This is a genomic window from Pseudomonas sp. PLB05 (genome assembly GCF_021106615.1).
Taxonomy (GTDB): Bacteria; Pseudomonadota; Gammaproteobacteria; order Pseudomonadales; family Pseudomonadaceae; genus Chryseomonas; species Chryseomonas benzopyrenica.
This window is the reverse complement of the sequence record NZ_JAJOHO010000003.1, coordinates 572187-598044: the sequence shown is the minus strand read 5'-3', so window position 1 is coordinate 598044 and position 25858 is coordinate 572187. Positions and strand designations below refer to the sequence as shown.

24 protein-coding genes are annotated in these 25858 nt (G+C 64.0%); 12 read left to right on the top strand and 12 right to left on the bottom strand.

Going from position 1 to position 25858, the window contains the following annotated elements; genetic code table 11:
- Window positions 1-85: 85 nt before the first annotated feature.
- The 9 genes from xylB to LRS53_RS15560 all read right to left on the bottom strand — a co-directional run bounded on the left by xylB (window position 86) and on the right by LRS53_RS15560 (window position 9187).
- The gene (xylB, locus tag LRS53_RS15600) at window positions 86-1582 is read right to left on the bottom strand and encodes a xylulokinase (RefSeq protein WP_231356508.1); all 1497 of its coding nucleotides are present in this window, start codon (window positions 1580-1582) and stop codon (window positions 86-88) included.
- Between the two features lie 72 nt (window positions 1583-1654).
- Window positions 1655-3130 (bottom strand): mannitol dehydrogenase family protein, encoded by a 1476-nt coding sequence (locus LRS53_RS15595; RefSeq protein WP_231356507.1) that lies wholly within the window; start codon window positions 3128-3130, stop codon window positions 1655-1657.
- Between the two features lie 64 nt (window positions 3131-3194).
- Window positions 3195-4292: an ABC transporter ATP-binding protein gene (locus LRS53_RS15590; RefSeq protein ID WP_231356506.1), complete on the bottom strand. Its 1098-nt coding sequence runs from the start codon at window positions 4290-4292 to the stop codon at window positions 3195-3197.
- A 157-nt stretch (window positions 4293-4449) separates the two neighbouring features.
- Complete coding sequence (locus tag LRS53_RS15585) at window positions 4450-5283, bottom strand: carbohydrate ABC transporter permease (protein WP_184291321.1); 834 nt, start codon at window positions 5281-5283, stop codon at window positions 4450-4452.
- A gap of 10 nt (window positions 5284-5293) precedes the next feature.
- Window positions 5294-6226, bottom strand: a complete 933-nt coding sequence (locus LRS53_RS15580) for a carbohydrate ABC transporter permease (RefSeq protein ID WP_231356505.1) — start codon at window positions 6224-6226, stop codon at window positions 5294-5296.
- Between the two features lie 122 nt (window positions 6227-6348).
- Window positions 6349-7674: an ABC transporter substrate-binding protein gene (locus tag LRS53_RS15575; RefSeq protein ID WP_068385265.1), complete on the bottom strand. Its 1326-nt coding sequence runs from the start codon at window positions 7672-7674 to the stop codon at window positions 6349-6351.
- 216 nt (window positions 7675-7890) lie between these two features.
- Complete coding sequence (locus LRS53_RS15570) at window positions 7891-8205, bottom strand: hypothetical protein (protein ID WP_231356504.1); 315 nt, start codon at window positions 8203-8205, stop codon at window positions 7891-7893.
- Between the two features lie 143 nt (window positions 8206-8348).
- Window positions 8349-8594: a hypothetical protein gene (locus tag LRS53_RS15565; protein WP_231356503.1), complete on the bottom strand. Its 246-nt coding sequence runs from the start codon at window positions 8592-8594 to the stop codon at window positions 8349-8351.
- A gap of 152 nt (window positions 8595-8746) precedes the next feature.
- Window positions 8747-9187 (bottom strand): hypothetical protein, encoded by a 441-nt coding sequence (locus tag LRS53_RS15560; protein ID WP_231356502.1) that lies wholly within the window; start codon window positions 9185-9187, stop codon window positions 8747-8749.
- Window positions 9188-9488: 301 nt separating this feature from the next.
- Between LRS53_RS15560 and LRS53_RS15555 the strand changes: the two genes are divergently transcribed.
- The gene (locus LRS53_RS15555) at window positions 9489-10298 is read left to right on the top strand and encodes an inositol monophosphatase family protein (protein ID WP_231356501.1); all 810 of its coding nucleotides are present in this window, start codon (window positions 9489-9491) and stop codon (window positions 10296-10298) included.
- A gap of 110 nt (window positions 10299-10408) precedes the next feature.
- Here LRS53_RS15555 and LRS53_RS15550 read toward each other — a convergent pair whose 3' ends face one another.
- Window positions 10409-10975 carry a histidine phosphatase family protein gene (locus tag LRS53_RS15550; RefSeq protein ID WP_231356500.1) on the bottom strand — a complete coding sequence of 189 codons (567 nt, stop codon included), beginning with the start codon at window positions 10973-10975 and terminating at the stop codon, window positions 10409-10411.
- Between the two features lie 274 nt (window positions 10976-11249).
- On the opposite strand from LRS53_RS15550, the gene LRS53_RS15545 reads away from it, so the two are divergent.
- The 6 genes from LRS53_RS15545 (at window position 11250) to LRS53_RS15520 (ending at window position 18870) form a co-directional block, all read left to right on the top strand.
- Complete coding sequence (locus tag LRS53_RS15545) at window positions 11250-11699, top strand: FecR family protein (RefSeq protein ID WP_231356499.1); 450 nt, start codon at window positions 11250-11252, stop codon at window positions 11697-11699.
- On the top strand, window positions 11696-12328 hold the full coding sequence (locus LRS53_RS15540; RefSeq protein WP_160922853.1) for an OmpA family protein: 633 nt from the start codon (window positions 11696-11698) through the stop codon (window positions 12326-12328). The genes LRS53_RS15545 and LRS53_RS15540 overlap by 4 nt, the downstream gene beginning before the upstream one ends.
- Window positions 12329-12338: 10 nt before the next feature.
- Complete coding sequence (locus LRS53_RS15535; RefSeq protein ID WP_231356498.1) at window positions 12339-14336, top strand: CHASE2 domain-containing protein; 1998 nt, start codon at window positions 12339-12341, stop codon at window positions 14334-14336.
- Window positions 14337-14717: 381 nt separating this feature from the next.
- Window positions 14718-17120 carry a TonB-dependent siderophore receptor gene (locus LRS53_RS15530; RefSeq protein WP_231356497.1) on the top strand — a complete coding sequence of 801 codons (2403 nt, stop codon included), beginning with the start codon at window positions 14718-14720 and terminating at the stop codon, window positions 17118-17120.
- Window positions 17121-17212: 92 nt separating this feature from the next.
- Window positions 17213-17713 (top strand): GNAT family N-acetyltransferase, encoded by a 501-nt coding sequence (locus LRS53_RS15525; protein WP_231356496.1) that lies wholly within the window; start codon window positions 17213-17215, stop codon window positions 17711-17713.
- A 101-nt stretch (window positions 17714-17814) separates the two neighbouring features.
- The gene (locus tag LRS53_RS15520; protein WP_231356495.1) at window positions 17815-18870 is read left to right on the top strand and encodes a hypothetical protein; all 1056 of its coding nucleotides are present in this window, start codon (window positions 17815-17817) and stop codon (window positions 18868-18870) included.
- Window position 18871: 1 nt separating this feature from the next.
- On the opposite strand, the gene LRS53_RS15515 is transcribed toward LRS53_RS15520, so the two are convergent.
- Together LRS53_RS15515 and ppsR are read right to left on the bottom strand one after the other, a co-directional pair.
- Window positions 18872-19501: a LysE family translocator gene (locus tag LRS53_RS15515; protein ID WP_231356494.1), complete on the bottom strand. Its 630-nt coding sequence runs from the start codon at window positions 19499-19501 to the stop codon at window positions 18872-18874.
- A 46-nt stretch (window positions 19502-19547) separates the two neighbouring features.
- On the bottom strand, window positions 19548-20366 hold the full coding sequence (gene ppsR / locus LRS53_RS15510) for a posphoenolpyruvate synthetase regulatory kinase/phosphorylase PpsR (RefSeq protein WP_058767088.1): 819 nt from the start codon (window positions 20364-20366) through the stop codon (window positions 19548-19550).
- A gap of 126 nt (window positions 20367-20492) precedes the next feature.
- Between ppsR and ppsA the strand changes: the two genes are divergently transcribed.
- The 5 genes from ppsA (at window position 20493) to sigX (ending at window position 25791) form a co-directional block, all read left to right on the top strand.
- The gene (gene ppsA, locus LRS53_RS15505; RefSeq protein ID WP_160922861.1) at window positions 20493-22862 is read left to right on the top strand and encodes a phosphoenolpyruvate synthase; all 2370 of its coding nucleotides are present in this window, start codon (window positions 20493-20495) and stop codon (window positions 22860-22862) included.
- 150 nt (window positions 22863-23012) lie between these two features.
- Entirely contained in the window at window positions 23013-24014 is a 1002-nt protein-coding gene (locus LRS53_RS15500; RefSeq protein WP_231356493.1) for a zinc transporter ZntB, read from the top strand.
- 48 nt (window positions 24015-24062) lie between these two features.
- Window positions 24063-24326: a CrfX protein gene (locus LRS53_RS15495; protein ID WP_231356492.1), complete on the top strand. Its 264-nt coding sequence runs from the start codon at window positions 24063-24065 to the stop codon at window positions 24324-24326.
- A complete protein-coding gene (locus LRS53_RS15490) occupies window positions 24327-25151 on the top strand; it encodes a mechanosensitive ion channel family protein (protein ID WP_231356491.1) in 825 nt (274 codons plus the stop codon). It begins immediately after the preceding gene.
- Between the two features lie 55 nt (window positions 25152-25206).
- Window positions 25207-25791: an RNA polymerase sigma factor SigX gene (gene sigX, locus LRS53_RS15485; protein WP_231356490.1), complete on the top strand. Its 585-nt coding sequence runs from the start codon at window positions 25207-25209 to the stop codon at window positions 25789-25791.
- Window positions 25792-25858: the final 67 nt, after the last annotated feature.

Here is a 25858-nt window from a genome sequence, read left to right as displayed (position 1 = left end):
TATTGGGCTTCGCGGTGCTCAGCCCAACCTACGGCTGAGTCTCCATGGGGTGAAAACCGCCTAGCGTTTTTCACCCCTCCGCTCGCTAGGCTATTCCGTAGCTCTCACGCAGCTGTTGCCGATAGCGCTGGTAGGCCGCCTCGTATTCGGCGACCCGCGCGGGATCCGGTTCGGCGCGGCTGGCCGGGTCCAGGTGCACGCAGCGTTCGGTGAGGCTGTCCAGCGACTCCGCGCGGCCCTGTTCGCGACTCCAGCACCAGGCCGCCTGCAGGGCGCCGCCCAGGGCTGCGGCTTCGCCGTGGACCGGGCAGACCACCGGGGTGTTCATCAGATCGGCGATCAGTTGGCGCCACACCGGGCTCCTGGCGCCGCCGCCGATGAGTCTCAGGGTGTCGCCGGGCATGCCCAGGTCGCGCAGCAGGTCGAAGCCGTATCTCAGGGCGAAGCTGACCCCTTCGACCACCGCCCGGCACAGGTTGGCGCGGGTCAGGTTGGTGGCGGTCAGGCCGTGCAGGCTGGCGGTCGCCGTCGGCAGTGCCGGTACCCGTTCGCCATTGAGGAAGGGCAGCATCAGCACCCCTTCGGCGCCGATGGGTGATTCGGCCACCAGCCGGGTGAAGTCGGCGAGATCCAGACCGAGCAGCTCGCGGATCTGGCCACTGGCATTGGTCAGGTTCATGGTGCAGATCAGCGGCAGCCAACCGCCGTTGGACGAGCAGAAACCCGCCACGGCGGGATGCTCGCTGATGCGGGGTTCGTCGGAATAGCCATAGAGGGTGCCCGAGGTACCCAGGCTCAGGGTGATCTGGCCGGCGCGGCTGTTGCCGGTGCCCAGGGCGCCCATCATGTTGTCGCCGCCGCCGCTGGAGACCAGCGCCTGGGGATTGATGCCCAGTTGGCTGGCGACCTCCGGCCGCAGCCGCCCGACCGGCTGGTCGGCTTCGATCAGCTCCGGCAGGGCGCGTTCCAGGCGACCGCTGGGGTCGATATGGCGCAGCAGTTCCAGGTCGTACTGGCGCGTGCGCACATTGAAATAGCCGGTGCCCGAGGCATCGCCGTATTCCGCCACGGCGCTACCGGTCAGCCAGAAGTTCAGGTAGTCGTGGGGCAGCAGTACCTGGGCGATCTGGTCGAACACCTCAGGATGCTGCTCCTTGGTCCAGAGCAGCTTGGAGACGGTATAACCCGGCGCGATGGCCAGGCCCAGGCGCTCGATGGAGCCTGCCGCGCCACCGAGATGCTCCAGCAGACGCTGGTTTTCCGGGGTGGATTCGGTGTCGCACCAGAGCTTGGCCGGCCGCAGCACCTTGCCGCTGTCGTCGAGCAGCACCAGGCCGTGCTGCTGGCCCGAGACGCCGACACCGAGGATGTCCTGGCCATCGCTGCCGGCCTGAGCCAGCGCGGCGCGGGTGGCCGCTACCAGCGCCCTGATCCAGTCCGCCGGATTCTGCTCGCGGCGGCCATTGGCACCCTCGGTCAGGGGGTGAGGCGCATTGCCTTCACCCAGTACCACGCCGCGCTCGACATCCAGGATCACCGCCTTGGTGCCCTGGGTGCCGCAGTCGATCCCGAGAAACTTCATGCCTGGCCGCTCCTTGTTGTTGTTAGGGCTTGTATGAACCATCGACGCTACCTAGGCAGCGTTTTGCCAAGGCTAGTCGCCGAGCAGGGTCTGCAAGGTAGCGCTGACCCCATGGGTCCGCAAGTTGTACAGCTGCCGCTCGAAGGCGGCAACGAAGGCCGCGGATTTCGGGATGTGCTTGCCGAAGATCTCCTCGGCGCCCAGCAGGCGCTCGGTGAGGTTCTTCTGATCCTGCACCAGCTCCTCGCAGTAGTTGGCCCGCGGATCGGGGATGCGATAGGTCGCCCCGGTCTCGTCCACGCCACGCAGATAGACCGCCCAGGCGGCCACCACCAGCGCGGCGCGATCCATGGCCTGGTCGTCTTCGATCAGGCGGTTGATGGTCGGTACGGTGAACTTGGGAAACTTCGAGGAGCCGTCGGAGCAGACGCGCTCCAGCTGGTCGGCGATGGCACGATTGGAGAAGCGCTCGATCAGGGTGTCCTTGTACTGGTCGAGATCGATGCCGGGTACCGGGGCCAGCTGCGGGGTCACGTCCTCGTCCATGTAGGTGCGGATGTAGCGCACGAACAGCGGGTCGGCCATGGTCTCGTGGACGAAGCGGTAGCCCTTGAGGAAGCCCAGGTAGGTCAGCGCCAGGTGGCTGCCGTTGAGCAGCTTGATCTTCATCTCCTCGTAGGGGGTGACGTCGTCGGTGAACTGGACGCCGACGTCTTCCCAGGCCGGGCGACCGGCGACGAAATTGTCTTCCAGCACCCACTGCAGGAAGGGCTCGCAGACCACCGGCCAGGCGTCCTCGACGCCGTGTTCGGCCAGCAGCGCCTCGCGATGGGCGGTGCTGGTCATGGGGGTGATGCGATCGACCATGGCGTTGGGGAAGCTGACGTGCTCGGCGATCCAGCCGTGCAGCTCTTCGTCCACCAGGCCGGCATAGGCCAGCAGGGCCTTGCGAGTCACCTGGCCATTGTGCGGAAGGTTGTCGCAGGACATCACGGTGAAGGGGCCGGTGCCCTCGGCACGGCGCTTGGCCAGGGCCGCCAGCAGGAAGCCGAAGACGCTGCGCGGATCGCCGGGATGCTGCAGGTCGTGCTGGATCAACGGCAGTTTGAAGTTGAATTCGCCAGTGCTGTCATCCATGCAGTAGCCGCCCTCGGTGATGGTGAGGGAGACGATACGGGTGCTGGGATGGGCCAGCTTGTCGATCAGCGTCTGGGTGCCGTCCTCGGCCAGCAGCATGCCGCTGATGGCGCCGACGACGCGGACCTCGGTGTCCGGCTCGTCGGCCAGCACCACCTGGGTATAGAGGTAGTCCTGTCCGGCCAGGGCGTCACGCATGGCGCGGTCCTCGGCGCGCAGGCCGACGCCGCAGATGCTCCAGTCCAGGTCGCGGCCCTGGTTGAGCAGGGCTTCGGTATAGATGGCCTGGTGGGCGCGGTGGAAGCCACCGACGCCGATGTGGACGATACCCTGACGCAGCTGGCAGGCGGCGTAGGAGGGCTTGGCGATGTATGCGGGAAGCTGGTCGAGATTCTGGCGATTGAGTTTCATGAGAGGGATCCTGGCAGAAGGCGCTCCTGGTCATGGTCGGCCATGACCAGGAGAGAAGGGGAGATCAGGCGGCCTGGCGCAGCAGCGGCGCCACGGCGCGGCCCTGTTCGTCGAACAGGTGACAGAAGTCCACGTCCAGGGCCAGGCGCTGGCGTTCGCCGTAGGCGACGGCGCAGTCACCCGGCACGCGCACGGTCAGCGGCTCCTCGGCCTCGGTGACCATGTGGCAATAGGTGTCGCTGCCGAGGCGTTCGGCCACGTCGCTGATCACCGGCAGCTGGCCGTCGGCGGCCAGGCGCAGGTGTTCCGGGCGAATGCCCAGGGTCACCGGGCTGCCGATCGCGAGGTCGTCACCACGGCGTGGCAGGTGCAGGCGCGGACCGGCTGCCAGCTCCACCTCCACGCCCTGGGCGTCGGTGGCCACCACCTTGCCCTTGAAGAACGCCATCTTCGGCGTACCCAGGAAGCCGGCGACGAAGAGGTTGGCCGGATGGTGATAGAGCTCCAGGGGCGAACCGACCTGTTCGACGCGGCCGCCATTGAGCACCACCACCTTGGTCGCGAGGGTCATGGCTTCCACCTGGTCGTGGGTCACGTAGATCATGGTGGCCTGCAATTCCTGGTGCAGGCGCGCCAGTTCCAGGCGCATCTGCACGCGCAGGGCGGCGTCCAGGTTGGAGAGGGGTTCGTCGAACAGAAAGATCTTCGGCTGGCGGACGATGGCGCGGCCGATGGCCACCCGCTGGCGCTGGCCACCGGAGAGCTGACGCGGCTTGCGCTCCAGCAGGGGTGTCAGTTCGAGGATGCGGGCGGCATCGGTGACCTTGCGCTCCACTTCCTGCTTGTCGATCTTGGCCAGGTCCAGGGCGAAGGACAGATTCTTGCGCACGCTCATGTGCGGATAGAGGGCGTAGGTCTGGAACACCATGGCCAGGTCACGTTTGGCTGGCGAGACCTCGGTGATGTCGCGCCCGTCCAGTTCCAGGGTGCCGCTGGAGACCTCTTCCAGACCGGCGATGAGGCGCAGCAGGGTGGACTTGCCGCAACCCGAGGGACCGACGAAGACCACGAACTCACGGTCGTTGATGTCGAGGTCGACGCCCTTGATGATTTCCAGCGAGTCGAAGCCCTTGCGCAGGCTGCGGATTTTCAGATTGGCCATGACAGGAATCCTCTTGTTATTTGAGCCGTCGCTGCGCGTCGCGAGCGAAGGCGAGACAAGGAGGAAGGTCGCGAGAAAGCGCAGTTTACGCGGGTAAATGAGCATTTCGAGCGAGCTTCCGACGCCGGATCGGCAAGCGCAGTAGCGCAGCGACGGCTCATTTCACGGCGCCGAAGGACAGGCCGCGCACCAGTTGTTTCTGGCTGATCCAGCCAAAGATCAGGATGGGGGCACAGGCCAGCGTCGAGACGGCCGACAGCTTGGCCCAGAACAGTCCCTGGGGACTGGAGTAGGAGGCGATCAGCGCGGTCAGGGGGGCGGCATTGGACGACGTCAGGTTGAGCGACCAGAAGGCCTCGTTCCAGCACAGGATCAGCGACAGCAGCATGGTCGAGGCGATGCCGCCCTTGGCGATCGGCAGCAGCACCCGGACGATTTCCTGGTAGGTGGTGGCGCCATCCAGGCGCGCGGCCTCGAGGATGTCCTTGGGAATGTCCTTGAAGTAGGTGTAGACCATCCAGACCACGATCGGCAGGTTGATCAGGGTGTAGACGGCGATCAGCAGCAGCCGGCTGTCGAGCAGTTCGAATTGCTTGGCCAGCAGGTAGATGGGTACCAGCACTCCGACCGCCGGCAGCATCTTGGTGGAGAGCATCCACAAGAGCAGGCGCTGGGTGTGCTTGGTCTCGTGGAAGGCCATCGAGTAGGCCGCCGGTAGCGCCAACAGCAGGCTGAGCAGGGTGGCACCAAAGGAGATCACCACCGAGTTCAGCGCGAAGTGGAAGTAGTCGCTACGCGCCTGGATGGTCAGGTAGTTCTCCAGGGTGGGGATGAAGAAGAACTGCGGCGGCGTGGCGAAGGCGTCGATCTCGGTCTTGAAGCTGGTCAGCACCATCCAGAAGATCGGGAAGAACAGCACCAGGGCCACCAGCCAGGCGAGCAGGCCCAGCAGCAGGCTCTGCAGGCGCCGGGATTGCTTGAGCGTCAGCATGTCAGGGTCCTCACTGTTGGGTCAGGTTCTTGCCGAGCATCCGCACCAGGATGATGGCGGCGATGTTGGCGATGAGCACGGCGATCAGGCCGCCGGCTGAGGCCAGGCCAACGTCGAACTGCAGCAGGGCCTGGTTGTAGATCAGGTAGGCGAGGTTGGTGGAGGCGAAGCCCGGACCGCCACTGGTGGTGGTGTAGATCTCGGCGAACACCGACAGCAGGAAGATCGTCTCGATCATCACCACCACGGCGATGGGCCGCGCCAGGTGCGGCAGGGTCAGGTGCCAGAAGATGGCGAGCGGACCGGCGCCGTCCAGGCGAGCCGCTTCCTTCTGCTCCTGGTCCAGCGACTGCATGGCGGTCATCAGGATGAGAATGGCGAAGGGCAGCCACTGCCAGGAGACGATCAGGATGATCGACAGCAGCGGATGGGTGGCCAGCCAGTCCACCGGGGTGGCGCCGAACAGCTTCCAGACCGCGGCGAGAATGCCGGAGACCGGATGGAAGATCAGGTTCTTCCAGATCAGGGCGCTGACTGTGGGCATGATGAAGAAGGGCGAGATCAGCAGGACGCGGACGATACCGCGACCAAGGAACTCGCTGGCCTCCAGCAGCGCCGAAATCAGCACGCCGAAGACCACGCTGATCAGCAACACGCTGCCCACCAGCAGCAAGGTGTTGCTCATGCCGGGCCAGAAGCCGGCATCGGTGACGAAGTATTCGAAATTCTCCAGGCCGACGAAGCCATGCTCGCCGGGATACAGCAGGTTGTAGCGGATCAGCGAAAACCAGATGGTCATGCCCAGCGGCACCAGCATCCACACCAGCAGCAAGGCCACCGAAGGACTGATTAGGAACCAGCCGGGACTAGCACGACGGCGTTGACGCCGGGCGGGTGCGGCAGGAGTTTCGACGGCAGGCGTCTTGAGGGTGGAGGTCTGCATGGCGATGCTCCGCAAGGCAGTAGGCCGTGACGAGGCACTGGCGTCTCGCGAGGCCAGTGGCGGATCAGGCAGGGAAAGCCGCTAGGCCGGGACCCGCGCGCGGCGGATCCCGGTATCCAGCGCTACTTGGGATAGCCGGCGCGCTTCATTTCCCGGGCGGTGGACTGCTGGGCCGCCTGCAGGGCCTGCTCGACCGACATCTGCCCGGTAAGGGCCGCGGCGAACAGCTTGCCCACCGAGGTGCCGATGGCCTGGAACTCGGGAATGGTCACGTACTGGATGCCCACATAGGGCACCGGCTTGGCCGAAGGGTGGGCCGGGTCAGCGTGCTGCAGCATGTCCAGGGAGACCTTGGCGAAGGGCGCAGCGTCCATGTAGGCCTGGCTGTAGGTGGACTTGCGGGTACCCGGCGGCACGTTGGCGATGCCGTCCTTGTCCGCGACCAGCTTGGCGTAGTCCTTGGAGGTGGCCCAGGTCACGAAGGTCTTGGCGGCATCCTTGTGCTTGGAGGAGGTTGGGATACCGAGGGACCAGGCGTACAGCCAGGAGGAGCCCTTGTCGGTGACCTCGCGCGGCGAGCCGGCGAAGCCGACGCTGTCGGCGACCTTGCTCTGGCTCTTGTCCATGGTGAAGGAGCCGGCGACGCTGGCATCGACCCAGATGGCGCACTTGCCGCTGTTGAACAGCGCCAGGTTTTCGTTGAAGCCATTGCTGGAGGCGCCGGGCGGACCGTACTTCTTCATGTTGGTGACGTAGTAGTTGGCCGCCGCGGTCCATTCCGGACCGGTGAATTCCGGTTGCCACTTTTCATCGAACCAGCGCGCGCCGAAGGCGTTGGCCATGGTGGTGACCAGGGCCATGTTCTCGCCCCAGCCGGCCTTGCCTCTCAGGCAGAGACCGTACTGGTCCTTGTCCGGCTGGTGCAGCTTGCCGGCGAACTCGGCGATCTGGGTCCAGGTGGGCTGGGCGGGCATGGTCAGGCCGGCCTGCTGGAACAGGTCCTTGCGGTAATAGGTGATGGAGCTTTCGGCATAGAAGGGCAGCGCATAGAGGGTGCCCTTGACCGACAGGCCTTCGCGAACCGACGGGAAGAGGTCGTCCAGGTCATAGTTGGCGGGCAGGTCCTTCATGGGCTCCAGCCAGTTCTGGGCGCCCCAGAGGCCGGTCTCGTACATGCCGATGGTGAGGACGTCGAACTGACCGCCCTGGGTGGCGATGTCGGTGGTCAGCCGCTGCCGCAGCACGTTTTCTTCGAGCACCACCCAGTTGAGCTTGATGTCGGGATGCTGTTCTTCGAAGGTCTTGGACAGCCGCTGCATGCGGATCATGTCACTGTTGTTGACGGTAGCGATGGTGACCGTTTCGGCGGCCTGAAGGGCCAGTGAAAAGGTCAGGCCTGCAGAGAGGGTGACAGCGGACAATAAAAGCGCTTTTGGTGTGGTTTTCATCTTGCACTCCGCGTCCCGTGCCAATGCAGCAGACGCTTTTCTTGTTGTTGTAACCCACTACGCGACCGGCTATTGCGGCCTTGGCAGCGGAAGCCTCGGACTGATTACAGCCCGTAGCCGCCTGGGAAACAAATGCTGGAAGACACCAAAATCGGTATTTTTTTGCACATCCCTTCCAGGCCGTGCGTCAACCTCCGGCAAGGGCGTCCGCTCTGCCTAGAGGCTTTCCGCCTTGACCTTGGTGATGCCGTCCTCGCGATAAAGCTGCAAGGTTCCGGGGGTGGATTCGATCACCCGTTCGTTTTCGATGAGGAAGGAATAGACCGGTGTCGCACTGCCCGGTGCGCGCAGGTTGCGGTATTCGTAGACCATCAGGCGATCCAGTTTGGCCACTCGTTGCGGCGAGCCGAAACTCTGCCTGAGTTGATCCTGGGTACGGCCGCCGAATTGCGAGGGGTCGGCCGGAGGAGAGGTAGGCGCCGAACTGCATGCCGACAGCGCGGCGAACAGGAGAAGGGACAGGCGTTTCATGACGGCTCCGCATGCAGGTCGAAAGGGCAGACGGGGTGAGCTGCCCATAGAACCAGACGGACCTGGAAAACGGCGATTCATTCCCTGGGCGGGATTAAAAAGCATACGAATTGGAAGCCATCCGTCGACATCAATCGAACGGACTAGAATACCCAGCGCTGTTCTTGAACAAAGGTCTGACGGTCGTTCAGCCAGCGGGCGCTATTGATTGGCTGTCGAGTGTCACGGGGCTGGGCGTCGGCTCTGCTAGGGAGAACCTCGGTACTTGCGGCGGGAGCCTTGAGCGTAAGATCTGCCAGCTTGAGCGGCGGTACGGCGGGAAGGGTGGCAGCCTGGGCGTGAAGGGCTGCAAAGGTCGCAATGACACTGGCCAGAATACGAATTCCCATTCCTTGGGTCTCCTGGTAGATCCGAAGCGCGAATCTACCATTACCCTGCCTATTTGGTTCCTTCTTAGTCTGACGTTACTGCGTAACTGTGATCCCGTTCGTCATCCTGAGTACCGGTCGGTCACACCACCGACAACCGGATGCCGAACCGTTCAGTCAACCGATAGCAGCTCGCGGTGCTTGGCTGCCAGATAGGCGAAGAGCGGCGGGCAATCCGAGACCAGGCTGACCAAGGTCTGGCTGGCAGCGGGCTCTTGTCGCAACAGGACTTTTTCACCACGCGCATTGAGGTAGAGGGTGTATTCGGGCGTACTGGACTGGGCCATGAACCCCTCACCCATGAGCGCGCTACCCAGGGCCATCCGCTGCGGCAGGTCGCAGCTGCCTTGCCACTGGAAGGCACGGATGCCGAGGTTTTCCAGGGTTTCGGCGATGGGACAGTCGATCATCAGTGGCGGATGATCGAAGAGTGGGAATTCGATCGACAACAGCTCCAGATGGCGCTCCAGACACTCGAAGTGCTTTCTGGGAATCAGTCGGCGCAACTGCTGCAACTGACCATTGCCGTGGAATAGCGAAGTTTGTGCGGTCATGGCGTCCTCCCGGTACATCGAGCGCTTGAATGTTCTGACCGGCTGCTGGCGGATTTGGTGCGATCCGCTTCCACATTTCGCCGTATCGACTGCCAATACCCGACAGCCTGCGCCCTTGAGATGACATGGCCGTTACCAGGCGCTTCAGTCGGACCTTTGCCGCAGTAGGCCAAATCTGGCGACCGCGTGCCTGCAACCTGACCGTGAGCACTGGCCAAGACGGTGAAGGGGGGATCGCGGCTATTCTTTTCCCAAGGTGGAACTGGCACCCTGGCGCCTTTTCCCGGTTTCAGGAGCGTCCATGACCACTATCGCCCCCGCCATCGCCGAACGCTACCGCGCCGTCCAGGAGATCGCCCGGGAAGCGGCGCAACTCGGCCTCGACTTCTATCACCGGCGCGGCGCGCTGCAGGTGGACCACAAGGGCAGCGACCTGCAGGACGTGGTGAGCATCGCCGACAAGACGCTGGAGGAGCTCATCCGCCAACGCCTGAGCGAACGCTTTCCAGAGGATGGCCTGCTGGGCGAGGAGGGCGGTGCAACCGATCTGGCTGCCCCCTATCTCTGGGTCATAGATCCCATCGACGGCACCGCGCCCTTTCTCAACGGACTGCACAATTGGTGCGTGTCCATCGGCCTGATGCACGAGGGGGAGCCCTTGCTCGGCGCGATCATGGATCCGAATCACGATGAACTCTTCCATGGCCTGCGGGGGCATGGTGCCTTCGTCAACGATCAGCCACTGCGTGTCCATCCCGCTACCGAGATCCGCCAGGGCTTGACCGGCCTGGGTACCACCCACAGACGTGGCAAGGAAAACTTCCTGCCCTTCGTGACCGGTCTGCTGGCCGAAGGCGGGCAGTTCTTTCGCAATGGCTCGGGCGCCCTGATGACCGCCTACGTCGCCGCCGGCCGGCTGATCGGCTATTACGAGACCCTGATCCATGGCTGGGACTGCCTGGCGGGCCTGGTCCTGATCCAGGAGGCGGGCGGCCGCCACAACGCCTTCCTGCGTAACGAGGGCCTGATCAATGGCAATCCCCTGCTGGTGGCAGCGCCAGGGGTCTACGACCAGCTCGCCGCGCTGGTAGGGCCTTCGCTGGATAAGTGAGCGGGCAGTTCCGGCGGAACGAAGAGGCAAGAGGGCAGGTTGCCTGGCTATTACCGGTCACCTTGCCGCCGTCGGACGTGGCCGGTGTGACCGAAGCCAGGCGCCGCGTCCTAGCGCTGCTTTTTGCGATAGAGGCTCGGCTTCCAGTAGTCCTTCAGCAGCAGATGCAGCGGACCGCGCCAGCCGCGCTTGCGCAGTTGCCAGGCGATCAGGACGTTCATGATGCCGTGTCCTAGCAACAGCACCGAGCCGTGGCGTTCGGCCAGTTCGATGAGTCGATCGGCCGCCTGGCCAGCGCGCACCGAAGAGCTGCCGATGGATTCGGTATGGGCGGCGAAGCCCAGGAACCAGGCGGATCTGAACAGCAGGCGCCAGGCCTTGACCGGCAGCCGCGGCGCATCGAGTTCCAGATAAGGCAGGTGCGCTTCGGCATAGACCTCATCGACCGGGCTGTCCGTGCGCCCCATCAGGTATTCCAGCGAGCGTACGCAACGTCCCAGGGGGCTGCTCACCACATAGCCCGCCTCCTGCGCCAGCCGCCGTGTTTCCGCAGGTTCCTGGCCTGCCGGCACCGGCGCCTTCTGATAGCGTGCGACCCAGTCCTTCATCTCTCGCGGGGTGCAGCGAGCCTTGCTGGAAAGATCGGGTTTGCCGTGACGGACCAGAATGATGTGCATGAAAGGCGACCTGGGAAAGATGGTCACTAGACCGCAGTTATCAGCGTTCGTCTCGCACTGTCCCGCCCCGTAACGGTGATATCAAATTGCCACTTGCGCTGCTGGCTATGCCGCCTGGCTTGTTTATCTGGTAGAAGGTGATTGGGTTCACGAGCCTAGTGCCTGGCTCGCAGGGTAGCAGGCTGCTTCGGGAAGTTGCCTGGGCGCCTGCTGCAACCCGCGTTGCCTAGTCAGAGACCGTCCAAGCACGTCGTCCATCCAAGGACAGGAAAGCATGAAAAGAATACTGTGCGCGTTGGCGCTGCTCGGTGTGCAGGTGCTGGGATCACCACTGGTGACTGCCGCGGAAGAGTCCCATGTGGCGCTGATCAAGAGCGTGTCGGGCAGCGTCAAGGTGCTGCGTCAGACGACGACTTTCCAGGCCCAGGCCGGCACCACCCTGCAGGTGGCCGATCGCTTGCAGGCGGGCCCGGAATCCACCGCGGCCATCGTCTTTCTCGACGGTACCCTGCTCACCCTGGGCAACGACGCCGATGTGCAGCTGCGCGATTACTTGTTTGAACCCAAGAGCAGCCGGTATGGCTTCTCGGTCTACCTCACCAAAGGCGCGGCCATCTACTCGTCCGGCAAGATCGGCAAGGTCTCGCCCGACTCGGTGAAGATCGAGACGCCTTTCGCCACCATCGGCGTGCGTGGCACCCGCTTCCTGGTCCAGGCCCAATGAGCGCCGTGATCGCTGCCTCATCCCAGGGTCGCCTGCTGCTAGGTGTCCTGCTGTCCGCGCTGGTGCTGGGCGGCTGTGCCAGCCCTCCGCTGCCCCAGACCAGGGTCACTCTGATGCCCGACGAGGATGGGCACGTCGGTGCCGTCTCCGTCACCAGTTCTGCCGGGCGCCAGGCAATCGACCAGGGCTTTGCCGAGGTTACGGTAGCCGGACCGAATCAGGCGCCGACCGCCGCGCAGTCAGTGGCCCAGCCGCTCTTCGAGCAGCAGCATCGCCAGGTGCTGGCGGCCCAGCCCTCGCCGCCAAAGACCTTCGTGCTCAACTTCCGGTCCGACAGCATGGAGCTGACACCTCAATCCAAAGCGCTGCTACCAGAGGTGCTGGACGCTGCGCGCCAGCGCATGCCTACCGAGATTTCGGTATTCGGCCACGCGGATGCGTCGGGTACGCCTTCCTACAATCTCGACCTCTCGGGGCAGCGCGCCCGCAAGGTGGCCGGTCTTCTGCAGCGGCTCGATCCCAAGCTGCGTATCAACGTCGAGTTCTTCGGCGACACGGTGCCACTGGTGCCGTCTCGTCCGGGAAAATCGGAGCCGCGCAATCGCCGCGCCGAAGTCCTGATTCTCTAGGGTCTGGTGCATGAAATCCGTCACCCACCCGCTGCGTCGTCGCGCGCCCTGGATGTTCCTGGTCAGTCTGGGGCTGTCGCTGGCCTTTGGCTTCGCCGCCTTGCTGCAATGGACGCCCCTGCAATATCTCGACCGCCTCGCCTACGATCAGCTGAGCCGCTTTTCGGCCAGCGACGATGAGGCGACCGGGGTACAGGTGGTCAGCATCGACGAAGCCAGCCTGGCGGCACTGGGCCAGTGGCCCTGGCCCCGCTATCGGGTAGCCGAGCTGCTCTCTCGTATCGCCGAAGCCGAGCCCGCCGCGATCGCCGTCGACGTCTTGTTCAGCGAGCCGGACCGCACCTCGCTCAAGGCGTTGCAGCAGAGCTTCAAAGACGACTTCGGCATCGACCTGAGCTTTTCCGGCGTGCCTGCGGAGTTGCAGGACAACGACGGCTATCTTGGCTACGTCATGGGACAGACGGGGGCCATCGCCGCCCGCTTCTTCTTCCTCGATCTGCACCAGCCCGCTTCCAGCGGCCTACGGCCCGGGATTGGCTTCAGCGGTGCCCTCGACGCCCTGGCGCTGCCCGAGGCCGCTGGCGCGCTGGACAACGTAGCCCCCATCGCCAGCCAGACGCGCTTCAGCGGCTTCATCAACAGCCAGCGTGACAGCGATGGCATCCTCAGGCGCACCCCCCTGCTGCTCAGTCACCAGGGCATCATCCATCCCAGTCTGGCCCTGGCCGCCACCATGCGCGCCCTGGGGCTGGCCGAGGGCGTAGTGGAGACCAGCGTCACCGGACCGGTGCTGCGGCTTGGCGATCACCGTCTGCCGCTCGACAGTCGAGGCCAGGCGCTGCTGCACCTGCACAGCACTGCCGAGCATTATCCAGAGGTCTCGGCGCTGGCGGTGCTCAGCGGCGCGGTGGCGCCCGCCAGACTCAAGGGCAAGGTAGTCTTCGTCGGCGTATCTGCCGCGGGCTTCAATGATCTGCACACGACGGCCCTGGGCCAGACCTTTTCCGGCGTCAGGCTGCAGGCCGCCCTGACCCAGGACCTGCTGGACGACGCCTTAGTGCGGGTCCCCCAGTTCGCTGGAGTACTGCAACTGGCGTTGTGCCTGATCGGCGGCCTATTGTTGTCCGCCGGGTTTTTCTACAACCGCAATCAGCGCCGCTTCGCCCTGTTGGCGACCGCGTTGATCGTCCTGCCACAGCTGCTGGGCATCTGGCTGTTCGTGCGCTACGACGTCTTCCTGCCCCTGGCCGCACCCCTGCTGCTGGTGGCGATGCTGTCGGGCCTGGCGTTGGTCACCCGGATCATCCTGGCGCGCCAGTACGAAGAGCGTTGGCGCCGGCAACTGGAACGGTCACGCCAGGTCACCATCGAGTCGATGGCCGCGGTGGCCGAGACCCGGGATCCCGAGACCGGTGCCCATATCAAGCGCACCCAACACTATGTCCGTGCCATCGCCGAGCAGATGAGACGCACCGGTCAGGCGGCGGACCTGCTGACGCCGGACTATATCCAGCTGCTGTTCCTGTCCGCGCCGCTGCATGACATCGGCAAGGTCGGGGTGCCGGATGCCATCCTGCTCAAGCCCGGGCGGCTGACGCCCGAGGAAATGCAGGTGATGCAACGGCACGCCGAATTCGGTCGCCAGATCATCCTCAGCACCGCCAGCCATCTGGAGGATGACAACTTCCTCGCCCTGGCCGCCGAGATCGCCAGTACCCACCACGAGAAATGGGACGGCAGCGGCTATCCCAACAGGCTGTCTGGTACAGACATCCCCTTGGCCGGGCGAATCATGGCGGTGGCCGACATCTACGATGCGCTGATTAGTCGTCGCTGCTACAAGGAGCCTTTCAGCCACGAAGACTCGCTGCAGATGATGCGCGAGATGCGTGGCAGCACCTTCGATCCCCAGGTGCTCGATGCCTTCCTGGCCATCGAGCCGCAGATCCTGACCATCGCCCAGCATTTTCGCGACGAAGGGGCGGGGGGAAGTCGGCGCCTGCTCTGAACCGGCTCGGCCTCCTGTCGCACCTCTCCTTGATCGCCATTTCCGCTCAATCTTCGATTGGCAGCTTCTTACCCAAACCTCTTCTCCACTGTTGCGCTCAGTGGACCGACCACCGCCTTTGAAACATTTCATCGAAAATAGGCGGAGCAGGGCGATGGAAGGTTGGCAGCAGGAAAGGCACGTTCTTGACAGCCTCAAGTAAGACGGCTGTTGATTTGCGGTCGCTTATGATATTAATTTGCATTTACAGAAGCATCCAGCTTGCATAGCCTGCGTTCCGCCGCGCAAGACGGCATCGGATACCGGTCCCTGGAAAGCTTCCAGCGAGTCCTTACGTGGGGTACGGACGGGTCGGTGTTTCCCTAGAGGACGACCAACGACATGCAACTCTTCTCCCTCCGCCTTATCGCGCTTTCCGTGTCCCTGGGCGTGACAGCCTTGGCCCAGGCCGCACCCCTAGCCCTGTCGCAACCGGCGCAGCCGCTGGCCGATGCCCTGCAGAGCTTCGCGCGCGTCAGCGGCTTGAAGGTGAACTACGATCCCGCGGCCTTGGCCGGTAAAGGTGCGCCAGCGCTGTCGGGGCGGATGGAGCCGGATGTCGCCTTGCAGCGTCTGCTGGCGGGCAGTGGCCTGGCGGCCTCGGTCAGCGGTTCGGTCGCCACCGTCGCGCCGGTGGCCACCCAGGCGGAGACCGGCAGCGTGACCCTGGATGCCACCACTATCAGTGCGGACGACGGCTCCCTTACTGGTCGAGCGACCACCGAAGGGACCCGCTCCTATACCACCGGCGCCATGAGCACCTCCACCGGGCTGCCCCTGTCGATCCGCGAGACGCCCCAGTCGGTCAGTGTCATCACCCGGCAGCGCATGGAAGACCAGGGTATGACCGATCTCAACGATGTGGTCCGCTACGCGCCGGGGGTGACGCTGAACAAGTTCGGCGGCGACCGCCAGGAATTCCTCTCCCGCGGCTTCCGTATCGACAACATCATGTACGACGGTCTGCCCACCACGGCGGGGACCTTTACCCTCGACACCCTGTCCTCGGCGGACCTGTCCATCTACGACCGCGTCGAAGTGGTACGCGGCGCCACCGGCCTGATGACCGGCGCTGGTGATCCGTCGGCCACCCTGAATCTGGTGCGCAAGCGCCCGACCGCCTTCCCCCAGGTCAGCGTCACCACCAGCGCCGGCAGCTGGGATCGCTACCGTACCGAGGTCGACGCCTCCAACAAGCTCAACGAAGCCGGTACCTTGCGCGGTCGCGCCGTGGCTGCCTACGAGGACAGCAACAGCTTCCAGGACGTCCGCGAGCGCAAGCGCCAGACCTTCTATGGCGTGCTCGAAGCGGATCTCAGCGACGCCACCACCTGGACCATCGGCGCCTCCAAGCAGCGCGAGGACAAGACCTCCGACTGGGGCAGCCTGCCCAGCGGTCCCAATGGCGAAGACCTGCACCTGTCACGCTCCACCTTCCTGAGCGGCGACTGGGCCTACTGGGATCAGGACACCCATACCCTGTTCTCGGACATCACCCATACCTTCGACAATGGCTGGAAGGCCAAGCTGGCGGCGCAGCAGATCTGGGCGAATTCGGATACCTATTCCAACTACATCGGTGCCCTTGCAAGCAGCGGTTATACCTACAGTTCCCTGTCCGACCTCGGTACTGCCTCCGGCGCTTACCGTACTGACTCCGATCAGCTCAATATCGATGCGTCGGTCAGCGGTCCCTTCCAGTTGTTGGGTCGCGAGCACGAACTGGTCGCAGGCATAAGCCGCCGTCAAGAAAAGTTCTATCAGCGCGGTGGCTACTCAGATCCGATTCCAGTCGACATCTATAACTTCCGTCCCAGCAGCATTCCCAAGCCGGCCAAGGACAGTCTTTCGCCTTACGCCAGCAAGAACACCACCACCGAAGAGGCCATTTACGCGGCAGCGCGCTTCAACCCCATCGATCCGTTGCACGTGATCGTTGGCGGTCGGGTCAGCTGGTATGACTTCGACAACCTGTACAGCGACGACGACTACAAGGCCACGCGTGAATTCACGCCCTATGCCGGCATCATCTACGACCTGAACGACACCTATTCGGTCTACGCCAGCTACACCGATATCTTCAAGCCGCAGAGTCAGCAGAGCACGGGAAACTCGGTCCTCGCGCCCATGACGGGCAAGAGCTACGAGATCGGCTTGAAGGGCGCCTATTTCGACGGAGCGCTGAACGCCTCCGTGGCGCTGTTCGAAACCATTCAGGAGGGTCGTGCCTATGAGCTTTCTCCTCAGCCGATCGAGTGTGCTCAACAGAGCCGTACCTGCTATGACACCGCTGGCGAGGTCCGCAGCCGCGGTATCGATGCGGAGATCTCCGGTCAACTAGCGCCGAACTGGCAAGCCTCGGCGGCCTACACCCTGGTGCTGAGCGAATACACCAAGGACGTGACCTACGAGGACCGCCGCTTCGCGCCTGAGCAGCCCAAACACCTGTTCAAGGCTGCCACCAGCTATCAACTGACCGGCAATCTGAGCAACTGGCGTATCGGTGCCGATGTGCTGGCCCAGAGCGAAACCTTCAAGCGGGTCGGCAACGGCGAAGCCAAGCAGGATAGCTACGCACTCGTGGGCCTGATGGCGGGTTACCGCTTCAACGAGCACTGGGATGGTCGCGTCAACCTCAACAACGTCTTCGACGAAAAGTACTGGCAGGGCATCCCCAGCGGCACCGGTACCGGCGTCTACGGCGATCCCCGCAACGTCATGCTCAGCCTGAAGTGGACCCTCTGATACCACGACTTCGTTAGCGGGCTTACGCTTCGCCCTTGTCCGATCCCCCGGACTTGGGCGAAGCTGCGGACTTCTGCGAAGGAGTGCCGCCCATGTCCAGCTCGATCGTCCATCTGGAACGCTATGCTGATCGCCATGCCGAGGGCCTGGCTGCCCTCTATGGCGACCCGGCCGTGGCGCGGCAGGTGCTGCAGCTACCCTATCAGAGCGCCGAACAATGGCGGCAGCGTCTGAGCGGCGAGCGCGAAGGGCGGATAGGACTGGTCGCCCTGCAACAGGGGCGGGTGGTGGGCAGTGCCAGTCTAGAACAGCAGCAGCGCATTCGCCGCCAGCACTGTGGGGCCCTCGGCATGGGCGTGGCCCGGGATTGCCAGGGGCAGGGCATAGGCACCCAACTGCTGACGGCGCTGCTCGACCTCGCCGACAACTGGATGAATCTGCAGCGGGTCGAGCTGACGGTTTTCAGCGACAACGAGCCAGCCCTGGCGCTCTATCGCAAGCTCGGTTTCGAAGAAGAAGGTCTGCTACGTCGCTATGCCCTGCGCGATGGGGTGTTCACCGACGTCTACAGCATGGCGCGCTTCAAGCCCTGATCGGGTGTATGAAAGAAACTTGAGTTCATCACAAGAAACCTGAGTTTGTTTCATGCGTCGCGCGAGAAGACAATCTCCAGCCTGTCAGGTGGAGGTGTGCAATGGTCAAGATTCATTCCCAGGGTTCCGCGCGCAGCGAGCAACAGGGTGACGCGTCCCTGGCGTCTCTCGGCAATTGCGACCGTGCCGCCCTGATCGCCCAGGGACGTGAGCAGCGTCGGCAGGCGTGGCGTGCCCAGCAGGCTGCGGGTTGTGAGTGGCTCACGGTAGGCGACTTTGGCTGGGGCGATCGGGTGCTGGCTCACTCCCATCTGGTAGGCGCTGCCGCCCATGTCGAGCCGGCGGACGATTACGTGTTCGCCGGCACCGGTCAGGTTCCCGTATTTACCTCGGACCAGTCCTTTGCCATCGGCTGGGAGCAGCTGTTCGACGAGGTCGCCGAGGCCCAGGCGCTCGGTCTGGTGGTCAAGCCGGTAATCCTCGGGCCGCTGAGCTATCTGTGGCTCGGTCGCTCGCTCGATCCCGCCTTCGACCGCCTCGAGCTGCTGGAAGCTCTGCTGCCGGTCTATGGCGAAATCTTCGCGCGGTTGGCCGCCCAGGGCGTGGAATGGATCCAGCTCGACGAGCCGCTGCTGACGCTGGAACTGCCGCTGGCCTGGCGTACCGCCTTCGAAAGAGCCTACAACCTGCTGCAGCGCGAGCCGCTGAAGAAGCTGCTGGGTGTGCGTCATGGTGAGTTGATCGAGAACCTGGGGTTGGCTGCCGGTCTGCCGCTGGAGGGGCTGCATGTCGATTGGCCACGGTCGGTCCAGGCCCAGCAGGGGCTGCTCGATCGGCTGCCGGCCTACAAGACGCTGTCGCTGGGCTTGGTCGAAGAGACTGAAGCCGGACCCGGAGGCCAGCAACGGCGGCTGCACTTCGTTCGCCAGGCCGGCGAACGCCTGCAGGAGCGCCTCTGGCTGTCACCCGCGGTCCTTTCCAGGGACGCCGACGCGACGCAGGCCGCTGCGCTGGCGGCCGAATTCGCCTGCCTGGTGCGGGCCGCTCGCCAGGCCGCCATAGGCAGGCCAGCAGTGCGCCCGGAAAGGCCTTGGTCGGCGATAGAGGCGGCCCTGGCGAAGCTGGGCGCTGCCCAGTCCCACCTGGTAACGTCCTGAGCTAGCGGTGAGCGGTCAGCAGCAGGCCGCCTGCGCCGGCAAAGAAGGCGCCGGTGGCCTGGTTGAGGCGGCGCACTCCGCGGGGCCCGCGGATGAAGCGGCGGATCTGCCGGCCGAACAGGCCATAGATGAAGGCCGCGACCATTTCCGCGAACAAGTGGGTACCACCCAGGTAGACGAATTGTTGGGTGGTCGGCTGGGTGGGGTCGATGAATTGCGGAAAGACCGCGGCGAACATCAGGATCGCCTTGGGGTTGCTGATGCCGATGAGAAATTCCTGCAGCATCAACCGATGCAGCGCGCGTGGTTGCGCCGCGCCGTTCTCGCTCAGGTCCAGGCCGTCGAAGGCCCGGCTGCGCCAGCTCTTCACGCCCAGGTAGAGCAGATAGAACGCACCGATCCACTTGATGACGGTAAAGGCCGTTTCCGAGGCCAGCAGCATGGCGCCCAGGCCCACCGCCGAAATCGCCAGGAAGATCACGAAGGCCACATTGCGACCCAGGGCCGCCAGTCCCGCTGTCACCGCGCCGTGACGGATGCCATTGCCGAGCGAGCAGAAGTTGTTGGGGCCGGGTGTCAGGGCGATGAGCAGGGCGACCGGAAAGAACAGCAGGGCATCGACGAGATTCATGGCGGTCGCCTGGTGCGCCGCGAGGGCGCCGAAGAGGGGGGGTCGGCTATTTAAACCGTCTTTCCACGCCTTTCTCCACCAGAATCTTCGCCGAGATCTCCTCTACGGAAAAATGCGTGGTGTTGATGAAGGAGATGTTCTCGCGGCGGAACAGACTCTCCACCTCGCGCAGTTCGAATTCGCACTGGGCGAAGCTCGCATAGCGGCTGTTCGGCCGGCGCTCGTGGCGAATCGCCGCCAGCCGCTCGGCGTCGATGGTCAGCCCGAACAGCTTGTCGCGATAGGTCTTGAGCGAGGCGGGGAGTTGCAGGCGCTCCATGTCCTCCTCGGTCAACGGATAGTTCGCCGCGCGGATGCCGTATTGCAGTGCCATGTAGAGGCAGGTCGGCGTCTTGCCGCAGCGCGAGACCCCCACCAGGATCAGATCGGCCTGGGCATAGTGGGTCGTGCGGGCGCCGTCGTCGTTTTCGAGTGCGAAATTGACGGCCTCGATCCGCTCCATGTAGTGACTATTGTGCATGATCGAATGTGACTTCCCTACCGAATACGAAGATTCGGCGGAAAGTTCCCGCTCGAGCGGGGATAAAAACGTGGAGAAGATGTCGATCATGAACCCGTTCGACTGGTCCAGAATGGCCCGGATGTCGCGGTTGACGATGGTATCGAAGATGATGGGTCGCGCACCGTCCTGGACGGCGGCGGCATTGATCTGCTGTACCATCGCCCTGGCCTTGTCCAGCGTATCCACGTAGGGGCGGGTGACCTTCCTGAAGGTGATGTCCCCGAACTGGGCCAGGAGGCTCTGACCGAGGGTTTCGGCCGTGATGCCGGTACCGTCGGAAATGAAAAAGGCGGTTCGTTGCATGGAGGGACGTCCTGGTGGCGTACGGGGCAGGGATCGCTGCACTGTAACCTACCGCCGTCCACTGTCCATGGGGCGAGCGCCGAGGCGTACTGCTTTCCCACAAAGACACAAGATGGAGAGAAGACCTTGGACGAGTATGTAATTTCACTGGAGCAGCTTGGCGTGCACGACGTCGAGCGCGTGGGCGGCAAGAACGCATCCCTCGGCGAGATGATCGCCAACCTGGCCAACGCGGGCGTCTCCGTGCCGGGCGGGTTCGCCACCACGGCCCAGGCCTATCGCGATTTCCTTGAGCAGAGTGGGCTGAACGAGCGTATCCACGCCGCCCTCGATGCCCTGGATGTCGATGACGTCGTCGCCCTGGCCAAGACCGGCGCCCAGATCCGCCAGTGGGTAATGGACGCGCCTTTCCCCGAGCGCCTGGACGCCGAAATCCGCCGGGCCTTCGCCGAGATCTCGGCAGGCAACCCCAATCTCGCTGTCGCCGTACGCTCCTCGGCGACCGCCGAAGACCTGCCGGATGCCTCCTTTGCCGGTCAGCAGGAAACCTTCCTCAATATCCGCGGCGTCGACAACGTCATCCGCGCGGCCAAGGAAGTCTTCGCCTCCCTCTTCAATGACCGCGCCATCGCCTACCGCGTGCACCAGGGCTTCGATCACAAACTGGTCGCCCTGTCCGCCGGCGTGCAGCGCATGGTGCGTTCGGAAACCGGCGCCGCCGGCGTGCTCTTCACCCTGGATACCGAATCCGGTTTCCGCGATGCGGTCTTCGTCACCGCCGCCTATGGCCTGGGCGAGACCGTCGTGCAGGGCGCGGTGAACCCGGACGAATTCTATGTCCACAAGCCCACCCTGGAAGCCGGTCGCCCGGCCATCCTCAGACGTAACCTGGGCAGCAAGGCGATCAAGATGGTCTATGGCGAAGAAGCCAAGGCCGGTCGCTCCGTGCGCACCGTCGACGTCGAGCCCGCGGATCGCGCGCGTTTCTCCATCACCGATGCCGAGGTCACCGAACTGTCCAAGCAGGCGCTGATCATCGAGCGTCACTATGGTCGGCCGATGGACATCGAATGGGCCAAGGACGGCGACGACGGCAAGCTCTACATCGTCCAGGCGCGCCCGGAAACGGTGAAGAGCCGGGCCAGCGCCACCGTCATGGAGCGCTACCTGCTCAAGGACAAGGGCCAGGTGCTGGTGGAAGGCCGCGCCATCGGCCAGCGCATCGGTGCCGGCAAGGTCAAGATCATCCGTGACGTCAGCGAGATGGACCGCGTCCAGCCCGGCGATGTCCTGGTCTCCGACATGACCGATCCCGACTGGGAGCCGGTGATGAAGCGCGCCAGCGCCATCGTCACCAACCGCGGCGGCCGTACCTGCCACGCCGCCATCATCGCCCGCGAGCTGGGGATCCCGGCCGTGGTCGGTTGCGGCAACGCCACCAGCCTGCTCAAGGACGGCCAGACCGTCACCGTCTCCTGTGCCGAAGGTGACACCGGCCTGATCTATGAAGGCGAACTGGACTTCGACATCCGCCAGAGTTCGGTGGATGCCATGCCCGAGCTGCCGTTCAAGATCATGATGAACGTCGGCAACCCCGACCGCGCCTTCGACTTCGCCCAGCTGCCCAATGCCGGAGTGGGCTTGGCCCGCCTGGAATTCATCATCAACCGCATGATCGGCGTGCACCCCAAGGCGCTGCTCAACTACGACAGCCTGCCCTTCGAGGTGAAGGAAAGCGTCGACAAGCGCATCGCCGGCTACTCGGATCCGGTCGGCTTCTATGTCGAGAAGCTGGTGGAAGGGGTGTCCACCCTGGCCGCCGCCTTCTGGCCGAAAAAGGTCATCGTGCGCCTGTCGGACTTCAAGTCCAACGAGTACGCCAATCTGATCGGCGGCAAACTCTACGAACCCGAGGAAGAGAACCCCATGCTGGGCTTCCGCGGTGCCTCTCGCTACATCAGCGAGAACTTCCGCGACTGCTTCGAGCTGGAATGTCGCGCCATGAAGAAGGTGCGCGAAGAGATGGGCCTGACCAACGTCGAGCTCATGGTGCCCTTCGTGCGCACCCTGGACGAGGCGGCGCGGGTGGTCGAGCTGCTCGGCGAGAACGGCCTCAAGCGCGGCGAGAACGACCTGCGCGTCATCATGATGTGCGAGCTGCCCTCCAACGCCCTGTTGGCGGACGAGTTCCTCGAGCACTTTGACGGCTTCTCCATCGGCTCCAACGATCTGACCCAGCTCACCCTGGGCCTAGATCGGGACTCCGGCATCATCGCTCACCTGTTCGACGAGCGTAATCCGGCGGTCAAGAAGCTGCTGGCCAATGCCATCGCGGCCTGTAACCGGGCCGGCAAGTACATCGGCATCTGCGGTCAGGGTCCCTCGGACCACCCGGACCTGGCCAAGTGGCTGATGGAGCAGGGCATCGAGAGCGTCTCGCTCAACCCCGATTCCGTGCTCGACACCTGGTTCTTCCTGGCTGAAGGCAACGCCTGATCCCAGGGGTCACCCTGCCTGCCTGAGGCGGGGTGACTCTTTCCGGGATTAATCCCCCATTCCCCACGAGCGTGGCCCTGCGCCCAGCTGGAGTCACGTTCGCCGGATCGCCTCACCACACGGGGGCAGGATCCTTGCACGAGACACCAGATGCAGCAGTACGACAGCGATGTGGAACAGGGCCTCGTCTATGGCTACCTCCTCGATGGCCGCGGCGGTGGACGGCGCCTGAGTCGCCGTGAACTGGCCGAGGTCGAGCCAGGTCCCGGCGAGGTGCTGTGGCTGCACTGGGATCGCAGTGTGCCCGAGGCCCAGGCCTGGCTCCGGCAATCCAGTGGTCTGAGCGAATTCGCCTGCGATCTGCTGCTGGAAGAGGCGACCCGCCCACGCCTGGTCAATCAGCCCGACGACAGCCTCCTGCTGTTCCTGCGCGGGGTGAACCTCAATCCCGGCGCCGTGCCCGAAGACATGGTCTCGCTGCGGGTATTCGTCGACAAACGCCGGGTGATCTCCCTGCGCATGAGGCCCATGAAGGCCGCCGCCGAGGTCCAGGAGGACCTAGAGGCGGGCATCGGCGCCCAGAATGCCGAGGAGCTGGTGCTCTACCTCGCCAGCTACATGACCAGTCGGGTCGATGACCTGGTGCGTGGCCTGTCCGATCAGCTCGATGGTCTCGAAGAGCAGGTCGACCAGGACGAGGGCAGCCTGCCCGACCATGCCCAGGTGCTGACCCTCAGGCGCCGCGCCACCGGGCTGCGCCGTTATCTGGCCCCGCAGCGCGACATCTATGGCGATCTGGCTCGTGGCAAGCCGGCCTGGTTCGTCGAGGCGGCCAGTCAGGGTTACTGGAGCGAATTGCACAACAGTCTGGTGCGCAACCTGGAAGAGCTCGAGGTCATGCGCGAGCGGGTCGCGTTGCTGCAGGACGCTGAGCAACGGGCGACCACGGAAAAGACCAACCGCACCCTCTATCTGCTGGCCATCATCACCGGCTTCTTTCTGCCCATCAGCTTCATCACCGGTCTGCTTGGGATGAACATGGGGGGCATGCCGGGTTCGTCATCCGCCTTCGGCTTCGTGGCCGCCTGCCTACTGATCGGCGCGGTGGCGGTCTTCCAGGTCTGGCTGTTTCGCCGACTGCGCTGGCTGTGACCCGTCTCCACCTCGCTGCGTCAAGAGGAAACGACCAGCGAGGTGCCTATGCACGATCCCTTCGAAGCGTCCCTCAAGGCGCTCCTCAATACCCCGGCCAATGCTCAGGACGAGGAGGGCGATGATCAGGCACGATTGCATCGTGTGCTCAAGACCGCCAATCGTCAGGTGGGCGCGGGTGCGCTGTTTGATCTGATCGGGCGGCACTGGGCATCGGCGCTGCTGCTGGCACTGGGCAACGGCGCCCCTCACCTGAAGCCGCGCTCGCGCCGTAGCACGCGTAGCGAATCTTCCCCGGAGATCCTGAAGTAGATGGAATTCGATATCTGGACCCAAAGTCTGCTGTCCGCCATGACCACCCTGTGGAGCAAGGTGGCCGGCTTCATTCCCAACGCCTTCGGCGCCCTGGTGGTGATCCTGGCGGGCTTCGCGGTCGCCAAGATTCTCGACGCCGTGCTGTCGAAGGTGCTCGCCAAGCTCGGCCTGGACCGTGTGCTCGCCGGTGCCGGCGTGACCAAGCAACTGGCCAAGATCGGCATGCGCATGCCGGTCACCACTTTGATCGGCCGGATCGTCTACTGGTTCGTCCTGCTGGTGTTCCTGGTGTCGGCGGCCGAGTCCCTGGGTTTGCAGCGCGTTTCCTCCACCCTGGACGTCATGGCGCTCTATGTGCCCAAGATCTTTGGCGCCGCCCTGGTGCTCATCGTCGGGGTGCTGCTGGCGCAACTGGTCAGCGGCCTGGTCCATGGCGCCGCCGAGGGCGTCGGCCTGGATTACGCCGCGGGGCTGGGGCGTCTGGCCCAGGGCCTGGTCATCATCATTGCGATCTCGGTCGCGGTCGGTCAGCTGGAGATCAAGACCGAACTGCTGAACCTGGTCATCGCCATCGTGCTCACCGCCTTCGCCCTGGCTGCAGCTCTGGCCCTGGGGCTGGGTAGCCGGGGACTGGTGTCGCAGATTCTGGCCGGTATCTACGTGCGCGAACTCTACGAAGTCGGCCAGTGGGTGACCTTGGCGGACGTCGAAGGCGAGATCGAGGAGATCGGTACTGCCAAGACCCTCATCATGACCGAGGAGGGCGATATCGTTTCGGTTCCGAACCGTCTATTGCTGGAGGCTCAGGTCCGCAGCCGCTGACAGGCGCCGCGGAGATGGCTATCATGCCCGCCACTTTTTGGTAGCCAATTCCGTCTTGAACAAGCCTGCCCCTCATGCCTACGATCCGACCACGCTCAGCGATGAAGAGCTGGTCCAGCGCGCGCATGGTGAACTCTTCCACGTGACGCGAGCCTACGAAGAACTGATGCGCCGCTATCAGCGCACCCTGTTCAACGTCTGCGCCCGTTACCTGGGGAACGACCGGGATGCCGACGATGTCTGCCAGGAGATCATGCTGAAGGTGCTTTACGGTTTGAAGAATTTCGAGGGGAAATCGAAATTCAAGACCTGGCTGTACAGCATCACCTACAACGAGTGCATTACTCAGTACCGCAGGGAACGCCGCAAGCGGCGGCTGGTGGAGGCATTAAGTCTGGATCCGATGGAGGAAGCCTCCGAGGAACGGGCGCCGAAGCTGGAAGAAAAGGGAGGGATGGATCGCTGGCTGGTCCATGTGGGGCAGGTCGATCGGGAGATCCTAGTGCTGCGTTTCGTCGCGGAGCTAGAGTTCCAGGAGATCGCCGACATCATGCACATGGGGCTCAGCGCCACCAAGATGCGATACAAGCGGGCACTCGACAAACTGCGTGACAAGTTCGCAGCTGAAGTTGAGGGCTGACCGGATGTGTCAGCTGTAAGTTTTTGAACTTCACGAAAACTTGTTGTCGAAGCCTCCGGAGATTGCC